Genomic DNA, 21,427 nt, shown 5'->3' with positions numbered 1-21,427 from the left:
CTCATCGCCTATCCGCCACTGCTACCCGGACCGTCGAAGAAGGCCGGGCGCGGGATCGTCCAGGTCTCGCCCCAGAGCTGCGCGCCGCCGGCGACGTTGAGCACCTCGCCGGTGACATAGGCCGCCGCCGGGCCGCAGAGATACGCACAGGCCTCCGCCACCTCCCAGGTCGTCGCGGTGCGCATCATCGGGTTGGAACGCGGATAGGCCGCGACCTGCGCGGGATCGTAGACGCGCCAGCCCGGCGTCTCGACCGCGCCCGGCGCGATGCAGTTCACCCGGATAGCGAGCGGCGCCCATTCCACCGCCAGCGCCTGGGTCAGGCCGACCACGCCAGCGCGGGCCGCAATGGTATGGGCAACGCCATGCAGACCCTGGCGCGTTACCACCACGATCGAGACGATGCTGCCCGGCCGCTTGGCATCGCGCCAGCGCCGCGCCGCCTCCTGCATCATGTACCAGGTGCCGTTGAGATTGGTGTCGACGACGGCGTTCCAGCCCTTGGTCGAGAAGTCGATCGCCGCCTGTGGGAACTGGCCGCCGGCGCTGTTGACGAGGATGTCGATGCCCCCGAACTCGGCCGCGATCCAGTCGTGGAGCGCGGTGATCGTGGCGGGATCGCGGACATTCACCGTCCTGCCTGCCGCTTTCAGCCCGGCGGCGCGCATCGCCTGCACCGCCGCCTCCAGCCTGCCCTCGTCACGCCCGGCGATGATCACCTGCGCACCGAGCCGGCCGAGCAGCCAGGCCGTGGCGCGGCCGATGCCGCCGGCGCCGCCGGAGATGAGGACGGTTTTGCCGGCGAAAGCGTCGGGTCCGTAGACCGTCGGCAGCACGGCGAGGTCGGCGTCGTCCAGCCCGAGTTCGCGGGGCTCGGCCTCAGCCATGACGGTCCATCCCCTTCAGCAATTCGCCGGCGATGATCATCTTGCGGACTTCGGTGGTGCCGGCGCCGATCTCCAGCAGCTTGGTGCTGCGGAAGAGACGGTTGATCTCCGATTCCCAGATATAGCCGGCCCCGCCATGGACCTGCACCGCCTTGTCGAGGACATCGTGGCAGGCCTGCGCCGCATACATCACCGAGGCCGCGGTCAGGCGATGGATGTCGCCGCGCCCGCCGCCGCCGACTTCGAGCGGCGCCGCCTCGGCCAAGGTGCGATAGGTGAAGCTGCGCATGGTCTCGACCAGCACATACATCTCGGCCAGCATGGACTGGACCATCTGGAAGGCGCCGATCGGCTTGCCGAACTGCTTGCGCGTCCTGGCGTAGTCGATCGAGAGGTCCAGCGCCCGCTCGGCGACGCCGAGGCAGAGCGGCGAGATCATCGCCCGTTCGAGATCGAGCCCGCTCATCACGATCGCGACGCCCTGGTTCTCGGCGCCGACGAGGTTGGCGGCCGGCACACGGCAATCCTCGAACAGCAGTTCCGCCGTCTGACTGCCGCGATAGCCCATCTTCACCAGCTTCTGCGCCACCTTGAAGCCGGGAAAACCCTTCTCGACGATGAAGGCGGAGATGCCGTGGGCGCCGCGCTCCTTGTCGGTCTTGGCATAGACCAGCAGCACGTCGGCGACCGGGCCGTTGGTGATGTAGATCTTGCTGCCGTTGAGGACGTAATGGTCGCCGTCGCGGCGCGCCGTGGTGCGCATCGAGCCGAGCGCGTCCGACCCTGCCCCCGGCTCGGTCAGGCCGAGCGCACCGATCGTTCTGCCGGAGCAGAGATCGGGCAGGTATCTGCGCCGCTGCTCCTCGTTGCCGTTGCGATAGATGTTGTTGGCGCAGAGGTTGTCGTGGGCGACGACCGAGAGCGCCATGGCATGGTTCCAGCGGCTGAAGCCCTGCAGGACCAAGCCAGCCTGAAGCAGGTCGAGCCCGGCCCCGCCATATTGCTCGGGGATCGTCGCGCCCAAGAAGCCGTTGGCGCCGATCTGGCGGAAAGCCTCGTCCGGCCACCACTCCTCGTCGTCCATGCGCCGCGACAGCGGATAGAGCTCGGCGCGTGCATAGCGGTCGGCGCCGTCGAGGATGGCGTTCTGCTCCTCGTCGAGGCCGAAGGCGTTGGCGCGGTTGCTACCGGTCACGGCATTCAAGTCGATCTCCTCCCTTGCCTCGTCACGCAGCGGTGCGGGCATCGCGCCATTCGGCTGTCGATCTTATTGAGCGCATTTCATCAGCGCCAAACCCAACTGTCAATGCAGGCCGGATACGGCGAAATCGAATAATCCGTTTGCGCAATTGCTGGCACGATTCAGGTATGGAACGCCTATTGACACAGCAAATGAATTAAAATCATTTATTCAGCGAAGGCTCCTTCAGCGAGCCGCGCAGGGACGGAACCCGTGAGCGAAGACGTCATCACCCGACGAGAGGGCGCGGCGCTGGTCGTCATGATCAATCGCGAGAGCCGCCGCAACGCCCTGAACGAGGCGGTCGCCGAGGGGATCGTTGCCGCGCTCGACCGGGCCGAGGCCGATTCCGAAGTGCGCGCGGTCATCCTGACCGGCGCCGGCGACAAGGCCTTCTGCGCCGGCGGCGATCTCAAGCCGAACGCGGACGGAACCCCCTTCACCATCGAGGCCGCCGACCCCCGCCATTACGTCGCCCGCCTGCTGCGCCGGATGGATGCCTGCCGGCTGCCGCTGGTGGCGCGGGTCAACGGCCATGCGCTGGCCGGCGGCTTCGGCCTGATCTGCGCCTGCGATCTGGTGGTGGCGCGCGACGACGCCTTGCTCGGGGTGACCGAGGTCAAGGTCGGGCTCTTCCCGATGATGATCCTGCCCTATCTGATGCGGGTCCTGCCCTATCGCCGGCTGATGGAGTTCTGCCTGACCGGCGAGACCATCAAGGCGGGCGATCCCGAGGCCGGCGCGATCGTCAACTACGCCGTGCCGGCTGATCAGCTCGACGCCAAGACCGCGTGGCTGGTCGGTCGCCTCGTCGACAAGTCGCCGACCGGCATCCGCCTCGGCAAGCAGAGCCTCGCCAAGATCAGGGAGATGTCGACCGACGCGGCGCTCGAATACGCCCAGTTCATGCTGGCGAACATGGCCCGCACCGAGGATGCGCGCGAGGGCTTTGCCGCCTTCGCCGAAAAGCGCCCGCCTGCCTGGACCGGGCGGTGAGCGCCATGGCGGCGACACTGCGCGAGAGCATCCGCATCGGCTGCGGCGCCGGCTTCTGGGGCGACAGCCCGGAAGGGCCGCGACAGCTCGTCCGGCAGGGCGGCATCGACTATCTCGTGCTCGACTATCTCGCCGAGATCACCATGTCGATCCTCGCCCGGATGAAGGCGAAGAACCCGGCGCTCGGCTATGCGACCGATTTCGTCTCGCTGGTGATGAAGCCGCTCGCCCGTGAGATCGCGGAAAAGCGCATCCGCGTCGTCACCAACGCCGGCGGCGTCAACCCGGAAGCCTGCCGGGACGCGCTACTCGCCGCCTTCAGGGAGGTCGGCGTCGAGCTCAAGGTCGCGATCGTCACCGGCGACGATCTCTCGGGCGAAGCCGAGCGGCTGCGCACCCAAGGCATCACCGAGATGTTCTCAGGCGCGCCCTTCCCCGAGCGGACCGCCAGCATCAACGCCTATCTCGGCGCCTTCCCGATCGCGGCGGCGCTGGCAGCCGGCGCCGATATCGTGGTGACGGGGCGCTGCGTCGACTCGGCCGTGGTTCTCGGCCCGCTGATCCATGAATTCGGCTGGGCGCCCGAGGACTACGACAAACTCTCGGCCGGGAGTCTGGCCGGCCACATCCTCGAATGCGGCGCGCAGGCGACCGGCGGCATCGTCACCGACTGGCGCGAGGTCGCCGGCGACTGGGCCGATATGGGCTTTCCCTTCGCCGATTGCAGGGCCGATGGCAGCTTCGAGATCGGCAAGCCCGAGGGAACCGGCGGGCGCGTCACCCCTTCGACGATCGCCGAGCAGGTCGTCTATGAGGTCGGCGACCCCGCCGCCTATATGCTGCCGGATGTCTCTTGCGACTGGTCGCAGGTGCGGCTCGAAGCCGCCGGCCTCGATCGCGTCCGGGTGTCCGGTGCGCGCGGGTGGGCACCGTCCAGCAGCTACAAGGTCAGCGCCACCTATGCCGACGGCTATCGCTGCGCGGCGACGATGATGATCGTCGGCGATGAGGCTGCCGAGCGGGCCGAAGCGGTCGCGAAGGCGGTTCTTGCCCGCTGCGGCCGGTTGATCGGCGAGGCCGGCTTCCCGGATTTCGCCGAGATCTCGGTCGAGACGCTCGGCGCCGAGGCGAGCTATGGGGCGCAGAGCCGGGCGCGAGCGACACGCGAGGTCGTGCTCAAGATCGGCGTGCGCCACCCCTCAAAGGAGGCGCTGCAGATCTTCGCCCGCGAAATCTACCCGGCCGCAACCGCAATGGCGCAGAGCCTGACCGGCTTCGCCGGAGGCCGGCCCGAGCCGCAGCCGGTGATCAGGCTGTTCTCCTTCCTGATCGACAAGTCCGAGCTGCAACCGACGGTGAGTCTCGGCGAGACGCGCCTGCCGGTGCCGGCGCATATCCCCGCGGCGGCCACGAGCGCGCCCTCTCCTGCCAGCGCGAACTCGGACGCCCCGGAGACACCAACCGGCGAGACCGTCTCCGTCCCGCTCGTCGCCCTCGCCTTCGGCCGCAGCGGCGACAAGGGCGACATCGCCAATATCGGCGTGATCGCGCGCGATGCCGCTTTCCTGCCCTGGCTCCGGCGCGCGCTGACGCCGGAGGCGGTCGGCCAGCATTTCGCGCACCACGTCCAGGGCAAGGTCGAGCGCTTCGACTGGCCGGGCCTGCGCGGATTCAACCTCGTGATGCACCGGGCGCTTGGCGGCGGCGGCATCGCCTCGCTGCGCCACGACCCGCAGGGCAAGGCGATGGCCCAGGTGCTGATGAGCCTGCCGGTGCCCGTCCCTGCCGCCTGGCTTGCGCCGGGCGGCCCCCTCCAGGACTCCAAGACCATGGACGACGCATGATGAGCACTCCGCCGTTCCGCAAGGTGCTGATCGCCAATCGCGGCGAGATCGCCTGCCGGGTGATCCGGACCTTGCGCGAGATGGGCATCGCCTCGGTCGCGATCCACCACCCGGTCGAGGCTCGCGCCCGGCATGTGCGTGAGGCGGATCAGGCGATCGAAATCTCCGGCGAGACGCCGGTCGCCGCCCATCTCGACATCGCACAGATCGTTGACGCTGCCCGCGCCGTCGGGGCCGATGCGATCCATCCCGGCTATGGCTTCCTCTCCGAGAATGCGCGCTTTGCCCGCGCCGTCGCCGAGGCCGGAATCACCTTCATCGGCCCGGATGCCGATACGATCGCTCTGATGGGCGATAAGATCTCGGCGCGCCAGTTCGCAGCCGATCATGGCGTGCCTGTCGCGCCTTCGGTGATGCCGACGCAGGATCTCGCCGAATTCACCCGCCAGGCGACAGAAATCGGCTTCCCGCTGTTGATCAAGGCGGCGGCCGGCGGCGGCGGCAAGGGCATGAGCATCGTGCGCTCGGCCGAGGAGCTGGAAGGTGCGGCCCGCCACGCCGCAAGCGAGGCCCAGCGCTATTTTGGCGACGGGCGCGTCTATGCCGAGCTCTTCGTCGAGCAGCCCCGTCATATCGAGGTGCAGGTCTTCGGCGACGGCAAGGGCGGTGCCATCCACCTGTTCGAGCGCGAATGCTCGGTGCAGCGCCGCTTCCAGAAGATCATCGAGGAGGCGCCGGCGGCGAACCTGCCGGCCGGAATGCGGGACGAGATCTGCGCCTCGGCGGTCAGGCTCGCGGCGGCGGCACACTATCGCAATGCCGGCACGGTAGAATACATCCTCGGCGCAGACGGCCGCTTCTTCTTCCTGGAGATGAACACGCGCCTGCAGGTCGAGCATCCCGTCACCGAGATGATCACCGGGCTCGACCTCGTACGCTTGCAGATCGAGATCGCTGCCGGGCACGACCTGCCTTTCGCGCAAGATCAAGTCACCGCCAATGGCCACGCGATCGAATGCCGGATCTGCGCCGAGGATCCCGAACGCGACTTCCTGCCGGAGACCGGCACGATCCTGCACCTCGACGCGCCGCAGGCGGCCTATCTGCGATTCGAGAACGCGCTCGATCGCGGCCAGCGCGTTACCGCCGATTTCGACCCGATGCTGGCCAAGCTCGTCGCCCATGGGCCCGACCGGGCCAGCGCGACCCACCGCAGCATCGCGGCGCTGCACGACCTCGCTCTGCTCGGGGTCAAGACCAATATCGACTATCTCGCCCGCGTGCTCGGCCACCCCGCCTTCGCCGCCGGGGAACTGCACACCGGCTTCGTCGCACAGCACAAGGCGGCGCTCGCCGCCGGCGAACCGAATGATGCGACGCGCGACAAGGTCCTGATCGCCGCGGCGCTCGGCCTGCGCGATTTCCGCGAGCTCATCCTCGACGTGCCCGAGCCGCACGCCTCGATCGGGCGCTGGAGGAACTGAGCATGGTCCTCAAGCTCGATCTCGCTGGCAGCGTGCATCACGTCACCATCCTGGCGCGCCGGCCGCATCTCGTGCTCTCGATCAACGGTCGCCGGCATGTCGTGGAGCGCTTCGACGAGGCCGGCGACGGCAGCCGCCAGCTCACACTCGATGGCGAGCCGATCGCCTTCGTCCGCGCCGGTAGCGCCGACGGCGTCATCGTCCGGCTGGACGGGCGCAGCTTCGCGCTGCGCCGCCTTGATGCGGCAGCCGAAGCCTCGGCAGCCGGCGGCGGCGCCAATGTCGTGCGCGCGCCGATGCCGGGCACGGTCGTCGTGGTCCACAAGCGCATCGGCGACAAGGTCCAGCGCGGCGAGACCGTCGTCACGATCGAAAGCATGAAGCTGCAGATGAAACTCGATGCGCCTCGCGACGGCGAGATCGCCGAGATCGCGGCGCGCGAGGGCGAAGGCTTCGACAAGGATACCGTCCTCGCCCGTCTTGCGGCTCCGGCGGAAGGCTGACCCGATGTCCAGACTGCAATCGTCGATCAACACCGCTTCCGCCGATTTCCGCCGCAACGAGGCGCATAACCGCCGCCTCGTCGCCGAGTTCAAGGCGAAGCAGGAGGCGGCGCGTCATAGCCGGCCGCAGCGCGATCTCGATCGGCTCGCCCGCCAGCAGAAGATGCCGCAGCGCAAGCGCATCGAGATGCTGCTCGACCCCGGCACACCCTTCCTGGAGCTGTCCTCGCTCGCGGCCAACATGGCCTATGGCGGCGAATCGCCGTCGGCGAGCTCGATCGTCGGCATCGGCATGATCTGCGGCCGCGAAGTGATGATCCGCGCCGACGACCCGACCGTGAAGGGCGGCGCGTGGTATCCGCTGACGGTCAAGAAGATCGTCCGCGCCCTCGACATCGCCATGGAGAACCGGCTGCCGGTCGTGCATCTCTGCGATTCCGCCGGCGGCTTCCTGCAGCTCCAGTCGGAACTGTTCCCCGATCGCTACATGGGCGGGCGGATCTTCCGCAACCAGTCGCTGCTGTCGAAGATGGGCGTGAAGCAGCTCGCCCTCGTCTTCGGCCATTGCACCGCCGGCGGCGCCTATATCCCCGGGCTGTCCGACTATAGCGTCATCGTGCGCGGCACCGGCGCGGTCTTCCTCGGTGGCCCGCCTCTGGTGAAGGCGGCGACGGGCGAGGACGTCACGGTCGAGGAGCTCGGCGGCGCTGAGATGCATACCAGCGTCTCCGGCACCTGCGACTACCCCGCCGACAGCGAGGAACACGCCATCGAGATCGGCCGCGACATCGTCGCGCAATGGGACCGGTTGCCGCGCTGGGAAGCCCAGCGCGAGGCGCCGGAGGAGCCGTTCTACGATCCCGCCGAGATCTACGGGATCGTGCCCGACGACATCAAGAAGGCGTTCGACATGCGCGAGATCATCGCCCGCATCGTCGATGGCAGCCGCTTCCATGAATACAAACCGAATTACGGGACGACGCTGGTCTGCGGCTTTGCCAATATCTGGGGCTTCAAGGTCGGCATCCTCGCCAATAACGGCGTGCTCTTCAACGATTCCTCGATCAAGGGCGCCCATTTCATCGAGCTCTGCAACCAGAACAATACGCCGCTGGTCTTCCTGCAGAACATCACCGGCTACATGGTCGGGCGCGAATACGAGAGGCGAGGCATCACCAAGGACGGCGCCAAGATGATCATGGCGCAGAGCTGCTCGCGGGTGCCGAAGTTCACGGTGATGTGCAACGGCTCGTTCGGCGCCGGCAATTACGGCATGTGCGGGCGTGCCTTCGACGGGCGCTTCCTTTTCTCCTGGCCGAACCACCAGATCGGCGTGATGGGCGGCGACCAGGCGGCAAACACGCTGGCCGAGGTCAAGGCCAACCAGATGAAGCGCAATGGCGGCGCGGTCGACCAGAGCGAGATCGATCGGCTCTGGGAGGAGACGCGGAGAGCCTATCAGGAGCAGCTCTCGGCCTATCATTCGACCTCGGAACTCTGGGACGATGGCATCATCGACCCGCTCGACACCCGCAACGCGCTGGGCGTGGCGATCTCGGCCTCGCTGAACGCCCCGCTCGGCCCGCCCGGCTACGGCGTCTTCAGGTTCTGATCGATGCCGGGAGCGCTGCGCCTCTATCTCGATTTCGCCTCGCCCTATTCCTATTTCGCGCTTCGTCCGCTGGCGCGACTGGCGGAAGAGCATGGCCGGGCACTGGAGCTAAGGCCGATCCTGCTCTGGGCGGTGTTCAAGCAGCAGGGTGCGACCAACCCGCTGGAGAAGCCGGCGCGGCGGCGCTATTTTCTCGAGGACGTGATCCGCTCGGCCGAGTTCTTCGGCCTGCCCTTCAGGATCCCCGAGCCGCTGCAGATCTCGGCGCATCTCGCCGGTCGGCTCTACCACGCCTGGACCGCGACAAGGCCGCAGGACGGTTTGCGCCTGGCGAGCGAGATCTTCGAAGCGTTCTTCGCTAAAGGCGAGGAAATCACCGACCCGGCCGTGCTCGCCGCCCTGCCCTGTCTTGCGGACGAGACACCGGAGACGGTCCGCGCCATGATCGACGGCAGCGAAGGCCGCCAGCGCCTTGGCGAGGCAGTGGATGAAGCGTGCGCGGCCAATATCACCGGCGTGCCGTTCATGACGCTGGACGGCGAAAGCTTCTTCGGCGCCGACCGCCTGCCGCAGATCGCCTGGCGGCTGCAGCATCCGCGCATGGCGTAAACGGGAGAGTGCGATGAGCGACGACAGGCTCGCCGGGGCGCTGAAGGCGACGCCCTTCATCGATGCGAATGCGCCGACGGTCCGCGCCTTTGTCGACCGCCATGCCGGCAGCGGACCCGATCGCTACCGCGCCGTGCGGCTCTATTACGCCGTCCGCGACGCGATCCCATACGACCTGCGCTATTTCGGGATTGAGCGCGATATCTTCGTCGCTTCGCGCTGCCTGGAGGCGAAGGGCTCGTTCTGCGTGCCCAAGGCGGTGACGCTTGCTGCGGTTTGCCGCGCCGCCGGCATTCCGGCACGCGTCGGCTTCGCCGATGTGCGCAACCACCTGGCCTCGCCGCGCATCCTCGACCTGATGGGCAGCGACGTCTTCCGCCGGCACGCCTATACGCTGCTCCATCTCGAAGGCCGCTGGGTCAAGGCGACGCCGGCGTTCGATCTTGCCTTCTGCGCCCGCTTCGACGTCGAGCCGCTCGATTTCGACGGCAGCGTGGACTCGATCTTCCAGCCCTTCGATGCGGCCGGCCGGCAGCACATGGACTATGTGCTCGACCGCGGCGATCATGACGAGATGCCGTTCGAAGCCTTTCGCGAGGCGATGCAGGACGCCTATCCGCGCCTGATCACGGCGATGGCGGCGGAGCGCGCCGCCCTTGCGGGCAAGGCTCGTCCTGAACACGCCCCGGACGCGTGACCATCGCGTCCCGGCCAGCGGGCCCGACCAGTGACCGCAATTCTTCCACACTGACCAGCTAGCCAGACCGCTTCGTCAGCGCGTGTCGTGGACGACCACGCACGCCAATTGCAGGCTCGGTGGATCATAGCCGGCCAGCGCGTTTGTGATCGCGCATCGACCGCCTTCTGCTCCGTCCCGCTCGATATGCGTAAGAAGTAGACCATTTCCGCCGTCGATTTTATAAGACGGCTAACGAACTTGGCGGCATAATCAGCCGCTTGACCTCTCCGAATCTCGCCTGAAGGAGCGCCCACCCCACGATGAACGCCGCAGACAGCACCACGTCCATCCTGATCCACCTCGCCGGCTCGGTGGCGCTGCTGATCTGGGCGGTCAGGCTGGTGCGGACGGGCGCGACGCGGGCCTTCGGCCCCTCGCTGCGGCAGGGCCTCGCCCGCTTCGCCGGCAACCGCGTCTCGGCGATGGCGAGCGGGGCGGTGGTGACGCTGATCCTGCAAAGCTCGACGGCGACGACGCTGCTGCTCTCCTCCTTCGCCGGCCAGGCGCTGATCGGCCTGCCGATGGCCTTCGCCGTGCTGCTCGGCGCCAATGTCGGCACAGCGATGGCCGCCTTTGTGATCTCCTTCGATCTCGGCTGGCTCTGGGGCGCCTGCCTTTCCGTCGGCGTCGCGCTCTACCTCGCCAACGAAGCGATGAACCGCGCCCGCAATATCGGGCGCCTGATCGTCGGCATCGGCCTGATCCTGCTCTCGCTCGCCGAGCTCAAGACCGCCTCGGCGCCGCTGGCGCAATCGCCCGTGTTCCGCTCGGTGTTCGAGGCGCTGGCGAGCGAGCCGCTGCTCGCCGTCGGGATCACCGTCGCGGCGACCTGGCTGACCCATTCCAGTCTCGCCATCGTCCTCCTGATCGCCTCGTTCTGGGCCGGCGGGCTGTTCCCGGCACCGACCGCGCTGATCCTGATCGTGGGCGCCAATCTCGGCAATGCGCTGGTGCCGGTGCTCGACCAGCTCGGCGCGCCCGTGGTGCAGCGCCGCGTCGCGCTCGCCAACCTGCTGACGCGCATGATCATCGCGCTGGTCGTCATCCCTTTCGCCAAGCCGCTCTCCGTCTGGTTCTCGGCGCTGTCGCATGACCCGTCGCGCCTGGCGGTCGAAATCCATCTGGCGCTGAACATCATCGGCGCCATCGCCTTCCTGCCCTTCGTCCAGCCGATCGCGGCACTGGTGACGCGCCTGACCCCGGCCAAGCCCGAAGCCGAGCAGCGCAATCGGCCGCTCTATCTCGACGCCGGCCTGCTCGACAGCCCGCCCGAAGCCCTAGCCAGCGCGATGCGAGAGACGCTGCATCTGGGCGACCGTGTCGGCGCCATGCTGAAGGACCTGCAGGTCCTGCTGGAGCAGGACAAGCTCGCCCTCTCGCGCGAGATCGCGGCCGCCGATGACGGCGTCGACGCGATCCACGAGGCGATCAAGCTCTATCTCGTCAAGCTCTCTCGCCATCCGCTCGGCGAGGAGGACAGCCGACGCCTGTTCGAGATCATTACGGCTACCACCAATCTCGAGCATATCGGCGACATCATCGACAAGAACCTGCGCGAGCTCGCCGAGAAGAAGATCCGCAAGCGCTACCGCTTCTCCGAGGAAGGCCTAGCCGAGATCCGCGATTTCCACAGGCAGGTCAGCCACAGCCTGCAGCTTTCGCTGAATGTGCTGGCCACGCGCGATATCGGCCTCGCCCGCCAGCTCTTCGACGAGAAGAGCGAGATGCGCGTCGCCGAGCGCATGGCGACCGAGAAGCACTACGAACGCCTGCGCAGCGGGGTGACGCAATCGCTCGAGACATCCTCGATCCATCTCGACGTGCTGCGCGACCTGAAGCGCATCCACGGCCACATCACCTCGATCGCCTACCCGATCCTGGAGGCCGCCGACGAGCTCAGGGACACCAGGCTGCGCAGGGCTGGCGAGCAACCGGCCAAGGAGCAGCCCGGCGTGGCTGACGGCTACGGCCTCGCTTTGCCGCAGAAGCCGGCCTGAGACCGGCACTGCCTTGGGCTGGCGCCGCCTGCGCTTGACAGCCTCCCGGTTTGACCGAGCTTAAGGCCCGAGGCTCGGGGGCACCATGGATCGCATCGACGCGATGAAAGTGTTCATCGCCGCTCTGGACGAGGGCAGCCTCGCCGGAGCGGGACGCCTGCTCGGCCGCTCACCGGCCGCCGTCAGCCGGGCCGTCGCTTTTCTCGAACAGCAGGCCGGCGCGCAGCTGTTGCACCGGACGACCCGCTCGATCCGGCTGAGCGAAACCGGCGAGCGTTATGCCAATATCTGCCGCCGCTTGCTTGCGGACCTGCAGGAACTGGAAGCGGTCGGCGCCGGCGAGCAGGCCGCTCCTCGCGGCACCTTGACCATCACCGCGCCGCCGATCAGCGGCGAGGAGATCCTGCGCCCGATCGTCGACGCCTTCATCGCGGCCTTTCCGGCCGTCTCGGTCAACCTCGTCCTGCTCTCGCGTGGCGCGAATCTGGTCGAGGAAGGCATCGATATCGCCTTGCGTATCCTCGACCTGCCGGATTCCGCGATGACGGCCATCCGTATCGGCGGCGAAGTCCGGACGGTCGTCGCAGCTTCGCCCCGCTATCTCAGCCAGCAGCCGCGTATCAACGAGCCGGGAGACCTGGCAAGTCACAGCATCATCGCCTGCACCGATTTCGGGCGCGATTCCTGGGTCTTCCCGCCGGCGAAGGGGGGCTCCGTATCCCGCTCCGTCCAGTTCAGGCCGCGGCTCACCGTCAACAGCGTCAGGGCGGCTTTGGGCGCTGCGGTCGGCGGGCTCGGCGTCACGCGGCTGTTCACCTACCATGTCGCCGAACGCGTGCAGGACGGCTCGCTCGAGCTCCTGCTGCGGGATGCCGAGCCGCCGCCCCGCCCCGTCAACCTGGTCATGCCGCAGGGCCGCTCGAACGTCCCCAAGGTCCGGGCCTTTCTCGACTTCGCCGTGCCGCGCTTGCGCGCCGACTTCGCGCGGCTCTCGGCCGAATTGGCTGTAAAGCGGTCCTGAACCGCCTATTCTTCCGCGCGGCGGTTGAATGCCTGCCGACCAACGGGCATTCAGCTGCAACGCGAAACACTCCAGATTCCTCGTCATCAGGCCAATGGCCGGGCAGCGGCACATCCGCTCGCTGCCGAAGCAACGAGGATCTATCATGAGCAACGAACGGAAGGTCGCCATCGTCACCGGTGCCTCGCAGGGCATCGGCGCCGCACTGGTCAAGGGGTTCCGCGACCGCAATTATCGCGTCGTCGCGACGTCGCGCTCGATGACGCAGGGCAGCGACCCGGACATCCTTGCGGTCCCCGGCGACATCGCCGATCCGGCGACCGCCGAGACAGTCGTCAGGGAGGCGATGGCCCGCTTCGGACGCGTCGACACGCTGGTCAACAATGCCGGTATCTTCATCGCCAAGCCCTTCATCGACTACACGGCCGAGGACTTCCAGGCCAAGATCGCGACCAATCTCGCCGGCTTCTTCCACATCACCCAGCAGGCGGCCCGCGCCATGCTGGCGCAGGGCTCCGGCCACATCGTCAGCATCACCACCAGCCTGACGGACCAGGCCGTCGCGGGCGTCCCGACCGTGCTCGCCAACCTGACCAAGGGCGGCATCAACTCGGCGACCAAGGCGCTGGCGATCGAATACGCCACCCAAGGCATCCGCGTGAACGCAGTCTCGCCCGGCATCATCAAGACGCCGATGCACGCGCCGCAGACGCATGAATTCCTGGCCAATCTGCATCCAGTCAAGCGCTTGGGCGAGGTCAAGGACATCGTCGATGCCGTGCTGTTCCTGGAGAGCGCCCCTTTCGTCACCGGCGAGATCCTGCATGTCGACGGCGGACAGAGCGCCGGCCACTGACGCAACGCGCAACCCGATAGGAGTTTTCCATGCCGATCGTCACCATCCAGGTCACCCGCGAGGGCTCCGGCCCGGGCCGCACCTCAGTCACGCCTGAGGAGAAGGCCAGGCTCATCGCCGGTGCCAGCCAGCTCCTGCTCGATGTGCTGAACAAGCCGCTCGAGGCGACCTTCGTCGTGATCGAGGAGGTCGAGCTCGACAATTGGGGCTGGGGCGGCCTGCCCGTTGCGGACTACCGCAATCGGCGCGCGGCGCGCTGATCTCGCCACCAGCGGTCTCGAACCGCGTCCCGCCCAATCCTGCACCTCGGATGCGCTGAGCTTCACCTTGCAATCGGCGAGCAGGGCCGGACTCTAGCGCCGACCGGCTCTGCCTCCGCGAGGAACAACCATGACCAGCACCGCACAAGCGCGCCTGCTCGACCTCTTCGGCATCGAGCTGCCGATCATCCAGGGACCGATGGCCCTCGCGAGCACGCCCGAAATGGTCATCGCCGTCAGCGAAGCCGGCGGGCTCGGCTCGCTGGCCGGCGCGCAGTACGATGCGGCGGGCCTGCGGGCCGCATTCGACACGGTGCGGGCCGGCACGCGACGGCCGTTCAACGTCAACTTCTTCTGCCACACGCCCCCGGCCGATGACCCGGCCTGTCAGGCTGCCTGGCTCGACCGCCTCGCCGGCTACTATGCCGAGGCCGGGCTCGACCCGAACATGCCGAAGACGCCGAGCGGACGCACGCCTTTCGACGCAGGCCTGGCGAGCGTGGTGGAAGAGTACCGCCCCGAGATCGTCAGCTTCCATTTCGGCCTGCCAGCGCCCGACCTGTTCGAGCGGGTGAAGCGAACCGGCGCCAGGATCATCGCCTCCGCCACGACCGTGCCCGAGGCGCGCTGGCTCGCGGACCACGGCGTCGACGCGGTCATCGCCATGGGCGCCGAGGCCGGCGGCCATCGCGGCATCTTCCTGAACGACCGGATATCCGAACAGCTCGGGACCTTCGCACTGGTGCCGCAGGTCGTCGATGCCGTGCCGGTCCCGGTCATCGCCGCCGGCGGCGTCACCGACCGGCGCGGGGTTGAGGCTGCTTTTGCGCTCGGAGCGGCGGCCGTCCAGGTCGGCACCGCCTATCTGTTCACGCCCGAGGCCGAGGCCAAGATCTCGCCGATCTACCGCAAGGCGCTCCGCATGAGCGAGCGGCCGACCGCGCTCACCAACCTGTTCACCGGCCGGCCGGCGCGCGGCATCGTCAACCGCGCCATGACGGAGCTCGGCCCGATCTCAGAGCTCGCGCCGGCCTTCCCGACCGCCGGCACGGCGCTGGGACCGCTGCGCAGTGCTGCGGAAGCTGCCGGCCGCGACGACTTCACCCTGCTCTGGGCCGGCCAATCCTTCCCGCTCGCCAGGCCGATGTCGGCGGCGGCGCTGACGCGGATGCTCGCGGGGCTGGACGGTTGATGGAGCCCGTTGCGCGCTGCTTAAGCCGATAGCCTACTGCGCTCGGTCTCGACCGGCGGAACGTTCGTGCCCCACCGCGCGAGCGCGCTGCGGCCGGCCTCGGTCAGCCCGTAGACGCCACGCTCGGCGCGCTCGAACCAGCCATAGACGTTGCGGTGCAGGATCTTCTGGGCGTCGGGGCATGCCGGCTTGAGGTCGCGCGGGCGCTGCGGCGCCGTGCTCATCGCCGCGGCGCAAGCGAGCGCCTGCTGGCGATAGGCGGTCATGATCGGCCGGCGCGTGCTGCCGCCGGCAGCGGGGTCGCCCTTGCGCCGTCGGTGCTCGTCGACCAGCCGCGAGCGGGCCTTGGCGTTCTTGCGCGGCGTCGGCGCGACCGGCGAGACCAGAACCTCGACGCGCCCCGTGCTGCTGACGCCGAGCAGGCCGAAGCCCAGCCGGCGGCAGAGATCGCGATAGCGCGGATCGCTCTCCCGGCCCTTGCCCCGGGCCGAGAGCTGCGCCGCCAGCCAGATCTCGTCGCCGAGGCGCAGTCGGTCGACGCCCTGCAGGATCAGTTCCAGATTGAAGGCCAGCTTCAGTTCCCCAATCACCACCACCGTTGGATCGCCTTCCCTGAGGCCGACGAGGTCGCAGCGGCCGATCTCACCCTTCACGGCATAGCCGAGTTCCTCGAGGAAGCGCTTGACGGGCGGGTAGAGGGTGGTTTCCACGCGGGGCTCTCCGGACGACTCGCACCATGATGGTAGCAAGACGTTTCGAAGTGCCGAACGCGGACGCCGGAGCCCGTCCTAAGCCGCCACCGCCTCGGTCGCAGCGGTCACCTGCCAGCCCTGCAATTCACGCCAGTTCGGCTCCAGCTCGGCGAAGCGCGCCAGTGCGAAGCTGGAGATGTCGGCGAAGCCGCAGGCGCCGTCGATGATGAGGTCGCGGATCGCCCGCCCGCTCGCGGGCGAGAGGCCGAAGCCGACGCTCGACAGCGTCGCGACCACGACATTGGCCTGCGAGGCGAGCCGGTCGATCACCGGCCGGCCATCCGGCGTGTTCTCGATCACCCCGGCCCAGGAGCGGATGATGCGGGCATGCGACGCCTTCGGCAGCAGTTCGGCAAGCCTCCGGCCCATATGCAGCATCAGCGGCGTGGTCGGCTTAGGCAGCGTGCCCTCCTCCGCCATGGCCAGCCATTCATGCGGCCCGCCACCATAGGCAAGGTTGCCGCGCAGGGTCTGTCGGCCATAGAGCCCGCAGCCGTCAACGCCGCCGAGCGGCATCAGCGGCAGCGGCTCGGTCACGATCATCTCGCAGCGGGCCGACTGCACCGGCACCTCCTGCCCGAGCATGGCGGAAAGACGCCCGGTCTGCGGGCCGGCGGCGAGCACGAGGCTGTCACAGCCGATCTCACCACGATCGGTCTCGACCGCGACGACCCGGCCGCCCTCGGTCCGGAAGCCGGAGACGGTGGTGTGCTGCAAGATGCGCCCGCCATGGTCCTGCATCGCCCAGGCGTAGCCCTGCAGCGTGCGGTGCGGATTGGCATGGCCGCCGAACTTGTAGTGATAGCCGCCGACGACGGTATCGCCTGCCAGCGGCACCAGTTCCTTGGCCTGCTTGACGTCGAGCACCTCGGACTCGAAGCCCTGCCGCGCGGCATTGCGCAAGGCGCGGCCATAGAGCGCCATCTGGTGCTCGCTCGCGGCAAGGCGAACACGCTCGCCCCGGAACTCCGTGGGGTAGCCGAGCAACTCGTCCATGATCGGCCAGAGCCGCTGCTCCTCGGCGAAGAGCGGCGAATGATGGTGCGAGCAGCCGCCGCCATTGCGGCCCGATGCCTCCCAGCCGATCAGCCCCTTCTCCAGCACCAGCACGTCGACGCCATCGCGCGCCAGCCACCAGCCTGCGGAGAGGCCGGTGACGCCGCCGCCGACGATGACGACCGAAGCTCCCTTGATCTCGCTCATGACAGCTCTCACTCGCTCGCGACGGGGCCGGTCGCGTCATTGCCAGCGACGGTGTAGCGCGCCGGCACCTCCCAGAACGGCACCCATTGCGCATGCATGCCGAACCAGGTGTCCCAATGCTCGGCCTGCTCGGGCGCCTCGGGAACAAGGGCGGTCATCGCCAGCGGCATCGGCCGGACTGGTGCACGATAGCCGGCGAGCGGGATCGCCGAGAGCGGCTGCGCCGCGCCGAGCGCCAGCAGGGCTGCGACCTGCTCGCGGCAGCGTCGGCCCTGGCACGGCCCCATGCCGGCGCGGGTCAGGCGCTTGACCTGATCGGGATTGGGCGGGCCCTCGCCGAGCAGCGCCGAGAGCGAGCGGTCATTTCGGCGCTCGTTCTGCCAGTCGAGATAGCGCGGCGGGCGGACTTCCAGGATCTCGCGCGCCGTCACCTCCTCGCATTGGCAGACATGGAACTCGGCCCGGGCCTCGATCACGCTCGCCCTGACCCAGGCGAGACGATAGGCGGAGATGTCATAGTCCGGCACAGGCGGCGCTGCGGCTGTCGGACTGGCGATGTCCTCCCCAAGCGCCACGACAGCGCGGGCCGCCTCCGCCTCTGCGATGGCGCGGTCGCGCGTCTTGGCCGCCCAGAGGCCGGCGCAGTCGCCGACGGCGTAGACATTGGCGAGGCTGGTGCGCTGGTTCGCGTCGAGCACAGGCGCATAGCCGCCACGCTCGGCCTGGAACGCGACCTTGCAGCCGGCTGCGTCGATCAGGTCGATGACGGGCGTGGCTCCCACCGCCAATACGATGCCGTCGCAGGCGATGGCGCGCTCTTCGCCAACCGGGCGGCCCTCCCCGTCCAGCCTCGCGACGACAGCCGCTTCGACGCCATCGCGGCCGATCGCTTCGCGCACGACATGGCCGGACAGGATTTCGGTCCCGCCGGCGCGGAGCTTCGCCAGAAAATCCGCGTCGCCGATCGGTTCGGGCGCCTGCTCGACGATGGCGGCGATCGTGACGCCCGCCTCACGCAAGGCGAGCGCGGTGGTCAGGGCCTCCGTGTTCGAACCGAGGACGACGACGGTGCGGGGACCGAAGGCGTCGTAGCGCGTCGCGAGATTGAGCGCGGCGGTGGCGCCCATCACGCCGGGCTTTTCCCAGCCGGGAAAGCCGAGGCCCATGTCGCGGCGGCCGCAGGCCAAAATGACGTGCCGGGCCTGGACGAGGATGCTGCTCTCGTCGTCGGCGAGGCCGGCGACGAGGCCCGGCATCCAGCCGAGCGCCGGGCCGTTGGCATAGAGCCCCCAGCAGGCCGTGCCGAGACGCAGATCGACACCGGCTTCGAACGCCTCGGCGATCCGCGGCTCGGAGGCGACGAAGGTCTCCATCATGGCGTTGCGGTTGCGGGCGTTGGCGGCCATGCCCTGGCCGAAATGCAAGGGGACGTCGTCGCCCATCGTCTTGAACGGCACCGGGTTCTCGTCGACCAGCAAGACGCCAAAGCCCCGCGCCGCCGCGCCGATGGCAGCTTCGAGGCCGGCAGGGCCGGCGCCGACGACGAGGACATCGACGCTCTCGGCAATGGCGAGCTGCTTGCCGGTGACGGATTTGGGATCGGAGGCCGGGACGGTCATGGTCTGCGCTTTCGAATGACTGGGCTCATTCTTGGCGCCGGCGCCTGGCGGAGCCGGCCGGTTTGCGACATCGACCGGCCGGGACGCGACATCCGGGCCGAGGGACCTGCCAGCTCAGAGCACCTGTTCGAGGAAGGCGCGGGTGCGCGTCTCGCGCGGTGCGCCGAAGAACTCGGCCGGCGCCGCATGCTCGACGATGACGCCGCCATCAGTGAAGTAGACATGATCCGCCACCTCGCGGGCGAAGCCCATCTCATGGGTGACGAGGATGCAGGTCATGCCCTCCGCCGCGAGGTCGCGGATGGCGACAAGCACCTCCTTCTTGGTCTCGGGATCGAGCGCGGCAGTGACCTCGTCGAACAACATCACCTTCGGGTTCATCGCCAGCGAGCGGGCGATGGCGACGCGCTGCTGCTGGCCGCCGGAGAGTTCGCCCGGATAGGCATCGTGCTTGTGCGAGAGCCCGACCTTGGCGAGCAGGCGCCTGGCGCGCTCCCCGACCTCGGCAGGGTCCTGCTTCAGCACATGGATCGGCGCCATCATGACGTTCTGAAGGGCCGTCTTGTGCGGGAAGAGATTGTATTGCTGGAAGACGATGCCGACATCGCGGCGCAGCGCCAGCTTGTCCAAAGCGGGATCGTTGACCTGCCGTCCGGCGACGGTGATCGAGCCCTTGCTGATCGGCACCAGGGCGTTGATGCAGCGCAGCAGCGTCGACTTGCCCGAGCCCGAGGGGCCGATGATGCAGACGGTCTCGCCGCGGCGGATGGTGAGGCTGACATCCTTGAGCACCATGAAGGCGCCGAAGGCCTTCTCGACGCCCTCGACGACGACGACCGGCTCGCCGAGTTCATGCCTGGCAGCCATGATCATCCCTTCACGTTGAAGCGGCGTTCGAGCGCCATGGTCAGGCGCGCGATCGGGTAGCAATAGGCGAAGAACATCAGCAGCAGCAGCAGGTACATCGGCAGCATCAGCTCCGGCCGACTCTCGGCGACGAGGGCGGCGCGGGTGATGGTGAGCCCGTCCTGGATGCCGACGACCGAGATCAGCGTCGTCGCCATGGTCAGGATGGCGTAGAGGTTCATCCACGGCGGCAGCATGCGTTTGACCGCCTGCGGCAGGATGATCATCCACATCGTCTGGCGGCGGGTGAAGGCGAGCGCCTCGGCCGATTCCCATTGGCCCGAGGGGATCGAGCGGATGCCGCCGCGCACGATCTCCGAGACATTCGCCGCGACGGGAAGCGCCAGACCGATGATCGCCTTGACCCAGGCCGGGAAGGCGATGGTGACCGGCCCGAGCCTGATCTCGAAGGGCAGAAGGAACATCGCGTAGAACAAGAGCACGAGCCAGGGCGCGTTGCGGAAGAACTGCGTCGCCGCCCATGACGGCTGGCGCATGATGGCCGAGGGCGAGACCTGGCCGATGCCGAACAGCACGCCGACCGCGGTGCCGAGCGCCATGGAGAGGACGCTGATCAGCAGGTTGAACAGGAAGCCCTGGAAGATCAGCGGCGCCCAGCGCAGGAGGATGATGACGGCGCTATCCCGGGCAGTCGGCCCCGTCGCCTGCGCTACCGCGAGCGAGGCGGCGAAGACGATGGCGACGCCGGCTGTGAGCCCGGCGCTGAGCATCATCGGCGCAGCGAGCCCGCTCGGCGCGATCGGCGCCGCGCGGAAGGGTTTCAGCACTGGGAGATCGGTCGCGGCGGTCTTCATGGCATGTATCCGGGAATGCGCATGGCCCGCTCCCAGCGATGCATCACCCAGACCAGCACCGCGACGAGCAGCACATAGACGACGAGCAGCACGTTCATCATCTCGCGGACATTGAAGACCTCGGACCAGATCTGCGACGCCGCATAGAGCAGCTCGGGCACGCCGATGGCGTAGGCGAGCGTCGTGGTCTTCACCAGGTTGACGAGGTTGTTGTTGAGCGCCGGCAGGCAGATGCGGAAGGCGAGCGGCAGCACGATCTGGCGCCAGAGCTGGAAGCGGGTGTAGCCGAGCGATTCCGCCGCCTCGACCATCGTCTCCGGCACAGCCTCGATGCCGGCGCGGAAGATCTCGACGTTGAAGGCGCCAGCGAAGAGCGAGAATGCGATGATCGCCCAGCCGGTGCCGCTGACCAGCGGCGACTGCCCGCCGAAGCCGTCCGACACCGTCGGCAGAAGGCCGCCGACGGCGAAATAGAAGAAGGAGAGCTGCACCAGAGGCGGCGTGTTGCGGAAGAACTGGACGTACCCCCGCACCACGAGCCGGCCGAGCCGCGAAGTGCTGCCGGCGACCCAGACGCCGAGCAGTCCGATCGCGAGCGAGGCCAGGATCGAGACGACGCAGATATAGGTCGTCGTCCACAGCCCGGTCAGGAAGCGCGAGCGGTCGAAGGCGTCGTAGAAGATCGAGAAGTTGAGGCCGTGGACCTCGTTCAGGCGCTCGAAGAAAGCGGCGATCATGGTGTCATCGGCCCATCGCTGGCCACACCGTCATCCCGGGCGACCGAAGGGAGACCCGGGATCCACGCCGGAGCGCGGGCGAAAGAGGCTCGGGCATGGATCCCGGCTCTCCGCCGCGCTCCGTCCGGGATGACGGCGAGGGTGTGACCAACGCT

General features: G+C 68.2%; 20 protein-coding genes. 12 read left to right on the top strand and 8 right to left on the bottom strand.

What is annotated here, in order from left to right:
* Positions 1–8: 8 nt before the first annotated feature.
* Both CXY91_RS20400 and CXY91_RS20395 read right to left on the bottom strand, forming a co-directional pair.
* On the bottom strand, positions 9–887 hold the full coding sequence (locus tag CXY91_RS20400; RefSeq protein WP_100963025.1) for an SDR family oxidoreductase: 879 nt from the start codon (positions 885–887) through the stop codon (positions 9–11).
* Positions 880–2,133 (bottom strand): acyl-CoA dehydrogenase family protein, encoded by a 1,254-nt coding sequence (locus tag CXY91_RS20395; RefSeq protein ID WP_100963024.1) that lies wholly within the window; start codon positions 2,131–2,133, stop codon positions 880–882. Before CXY91_RS20395 ends, CXY91_RS20400 begins: the two co-directional genes overlap by 8 nt.
* Positions 2,134–2,340: 207 nt before the next feature.
* Here CXY91_RS20395 and CXY91_RS20390 point away from each other — a divergent pair, with 207 nt between their 5' ends.
* The 12 genes from CXY91_RS20390 (at position 2,341) to CXY91_RS20335 (ending at position 15,240) form a co-directional block, all read left to right on the top strand.
* On the top strand, positions 2,341–3,123 hold the full coding sequence (locus tag CXY91_RS20390) for an enoyl-CoA hydratase-related protein (protein ID WP_248307571.1): 783 nt from the start codon (positions 2,341–2,343) through the stop codon (positions 3,121–3,123).
* A 5-nt stretch (positions 3,124–3,128) separates the two neighbouring features.
* The gene (locus CXY91_RS20385) at positions 3,129–4,967 is read left to right on the top strand and encodes an acyclic terpene utilization AtuA family protein (RefSeq protein ID WP_100963023.1); all 1,839 of its coding nucleotides are present in this window, start codon (positions 3,129–3,131) and stop codon (positions 4,965–4,967) included.
* Positions 4,964–6,451, top strand: coding sequence for an acetyl-CoA carboxylase biotin carboxylase subunit (locus CXY91_RS20380; protein WP_210202608.1), 1,488 nt, complete (start codon positions 4,964–4,966; stop codon positions 6,449–6,451). The genes CXY91_RS20385 and CXY91_RS20380 overlap by 4 nt, the downstream gene beginning before the upstream one ends.
* A gap of 2 nt (positions 6,452–6,453) precedes the next feature.
* A complete protein-coding gene (locus CXY91_RS20375) occupies positions 6,454–6,954 on the top strand; it encodes an acyl-CoA carboxylase biotin carboxyl carrier protein subunit (protein ID WP_100963021.1) in 501 nt (166 codons plus the stop codon).
* A gap of 4 nt (positions 6,955–6,958) precedes the next feature.
* On the top strand, positions 6,959–8,566 hold the full coding sequence (locus CXY91_RS20370; RefSeq protein WP_100963020.1) for an acyl-CoA carboxylase subunit beta: 1,608 nt from the start codon (positions 6,959–6,961) through the stop codon (positions 8,564–8,566).
* Positions 8,567–8,569: 3 nt separating this feature from the next.
* Entirely contained in the window at positions 8,570–9,175 is a 606-nt protein-coding gene (locus CXY91_RS20365; RefSeq protein ID WP_100963019.1) for a 2-hydroxychromene-2-carboxylate isomerase, read from the top strand.
* 13 nt (positions 9,176–9,188) lie between these two features.
* Positions 9,189–9,872 (top strand): transglutaminase-like domain-containing protein, encoded by a 684-nt coding sequence (locus tag CXY91_RS20360; RefSeq protein ID WP_100963018.1) that lies wholly within the window; start codon positions 9,189–9,191, stop codon positions 9,870–9,872.
* Positions 9,873–10,174: 302 nt separating this feature from the next.
* The gene (locus CXY91_RS20355; RefSeq protein ID WP_100963017.1) at positions 10,175–11,911 is read left to right on the top strand and encodes a Na/Pi cotransporter family protein; all 1,737 of its coding nucleotides are present in this window, start codon (positions 10,175–10,177) and stop codon (positions 11,909–11,911) included.
* Between the two features lie 85 nt (positions 11,912–11,996).
* A complete protein-coding gene (locus CXY91_RS20350; RefSeq protein ID WP_100963016.1) occupies positions 11,997–12,932 on the top strand; it encodes a LysR family transcriptional regulator in 936 nt (311 codons plus the stop codon).
* 145 nt (positions 12,933–13,077) lie between these two features.
* A complete protein-coding gene (locus CXY91_RS20345; protein ID WP_100963015.1) occupies positions 13,078–13,788 on the top strand; it encodes an SDR family NAD(P)-dependent oxidoreductase in 711 nt (236 codons plus the stop codon).
* 29 nt (positions 13,789–13,817) lie between these two features.
* Positions 13,818–14,048, top strand: coding sequence for a tautomerase family protein (locus CXY91_RS20340; protein ID WP_100963014.1), 231 nt, complete (start codon positions 13,818–13,820; stop codon positions 14,046–14,048).
* 130 nt (positions 14,049–14,178) lie between these two features.
* Entirely contained in the window at positions 14,179–15,240 is a 1,062-nt protein-coding gene (locus tag CXY91_RS20335; protein WP_100963013.1) for an NAD(P)H-dependent flavin oxidoreductase, read from the top strand.
* Between the two features lie 20 nt (positions 15,241–15,260).
* Here the strand turns inward: CXY91_RS20335 and CXY91_RS20330 are convergent, their stop codons facing one another.
* The 6 genes from CXY91_RS20330 to CXY91_RS20305 form a co-directional block, all read right to left on the bottom strand.
* A complete protein-coding gene (locus tag CXY91_RS20330) occupies positions 15,261–15,950 on the bottom strand; it encodes a DUF2161 domain-containing phosphodiesterase (RefSeq protein WP_100963012.1) in 690 nt (229 codons plus the stop codon).
* A 78-nt stretch (positions 15,951–16,028) separates the two neighbouring features.
* Complete coding sequence (locus CXY91_RS20325) at positions 16,029–17,195, bottom strand: NAD(P)/FAD-dependent oxidoreductase (protein WP_100963011.1); 1,167 nt, start codon at positions 17,193–17,195, stop codon at positions 16,029–16,031.
* A gap of 8 nt (positions 17,196–17,203) precedes the next feature.
* A complete protein-coding gene (locus CXY91_RS20320) occupies positions 17,204–18,814 on the bottom strand; it encodes an FAD-dependent oxidoreductase (RefSeq protein ID WP_100963010.1) in 1,611 nt (536 codons plus the stop codon).
* A gap of 114 nt (positions 18,815–18,928) precedes the next feature.
* Complete coding sequence (locus CXY91_RS20315) at positions 18,929–19,687, bottom strand: amino acid ABC transporter ATP-binding protein (RefSeq protein WP_465246881.1); 759 nt, start codon at positions 19,685–19,687, stop codon at positions 18,929–18,931.
* Positions 19,684–20,535: an amino acid ABC transporter permease gene (locus tag CXY91_RS20310; RefSeq protein ID WP_100963009.1), complete on the bottom strand. Its 852-nt coding sequence runs from the start codon at positions 20,533–20,535 to the stop codon at positions 19,684–19,686. The genes CXY91_RS20315 and CXY91_RS20310 overlap by 4 nt, the downstream gene beginning before the upstream one ends.
* Entirely contained in the window at positions 20,532–21,272 is a 741-nt protein-coding gene (locus CXY91_RS20305; protein ID WP_100963008.1) for an amino acid ABC transporter permease, read from the bottom strand. The genes CXY91_RS20310 and CXY91_RS20305 overlap by 4 nt, the downstream gene beginning before the upstream one ends.
* Positions 21,273–21,427: the final 155 nt, after the last annotated feature.

This window comes from Allobosea sp. FBZP-16, from assembly GCF_002831785.1.
GTDB classification, from domain to species: Bacteria; Pseudomonadota; Alphaproteobacteria; order Rhizobiales; family Beijerinckiaceae; genus Allobosea; species Allobosea lupini.
Note: the sequence above shows the minus strand (reverse complement) of the source record. Positions and strands in the feature narration are given on the sequence as shown.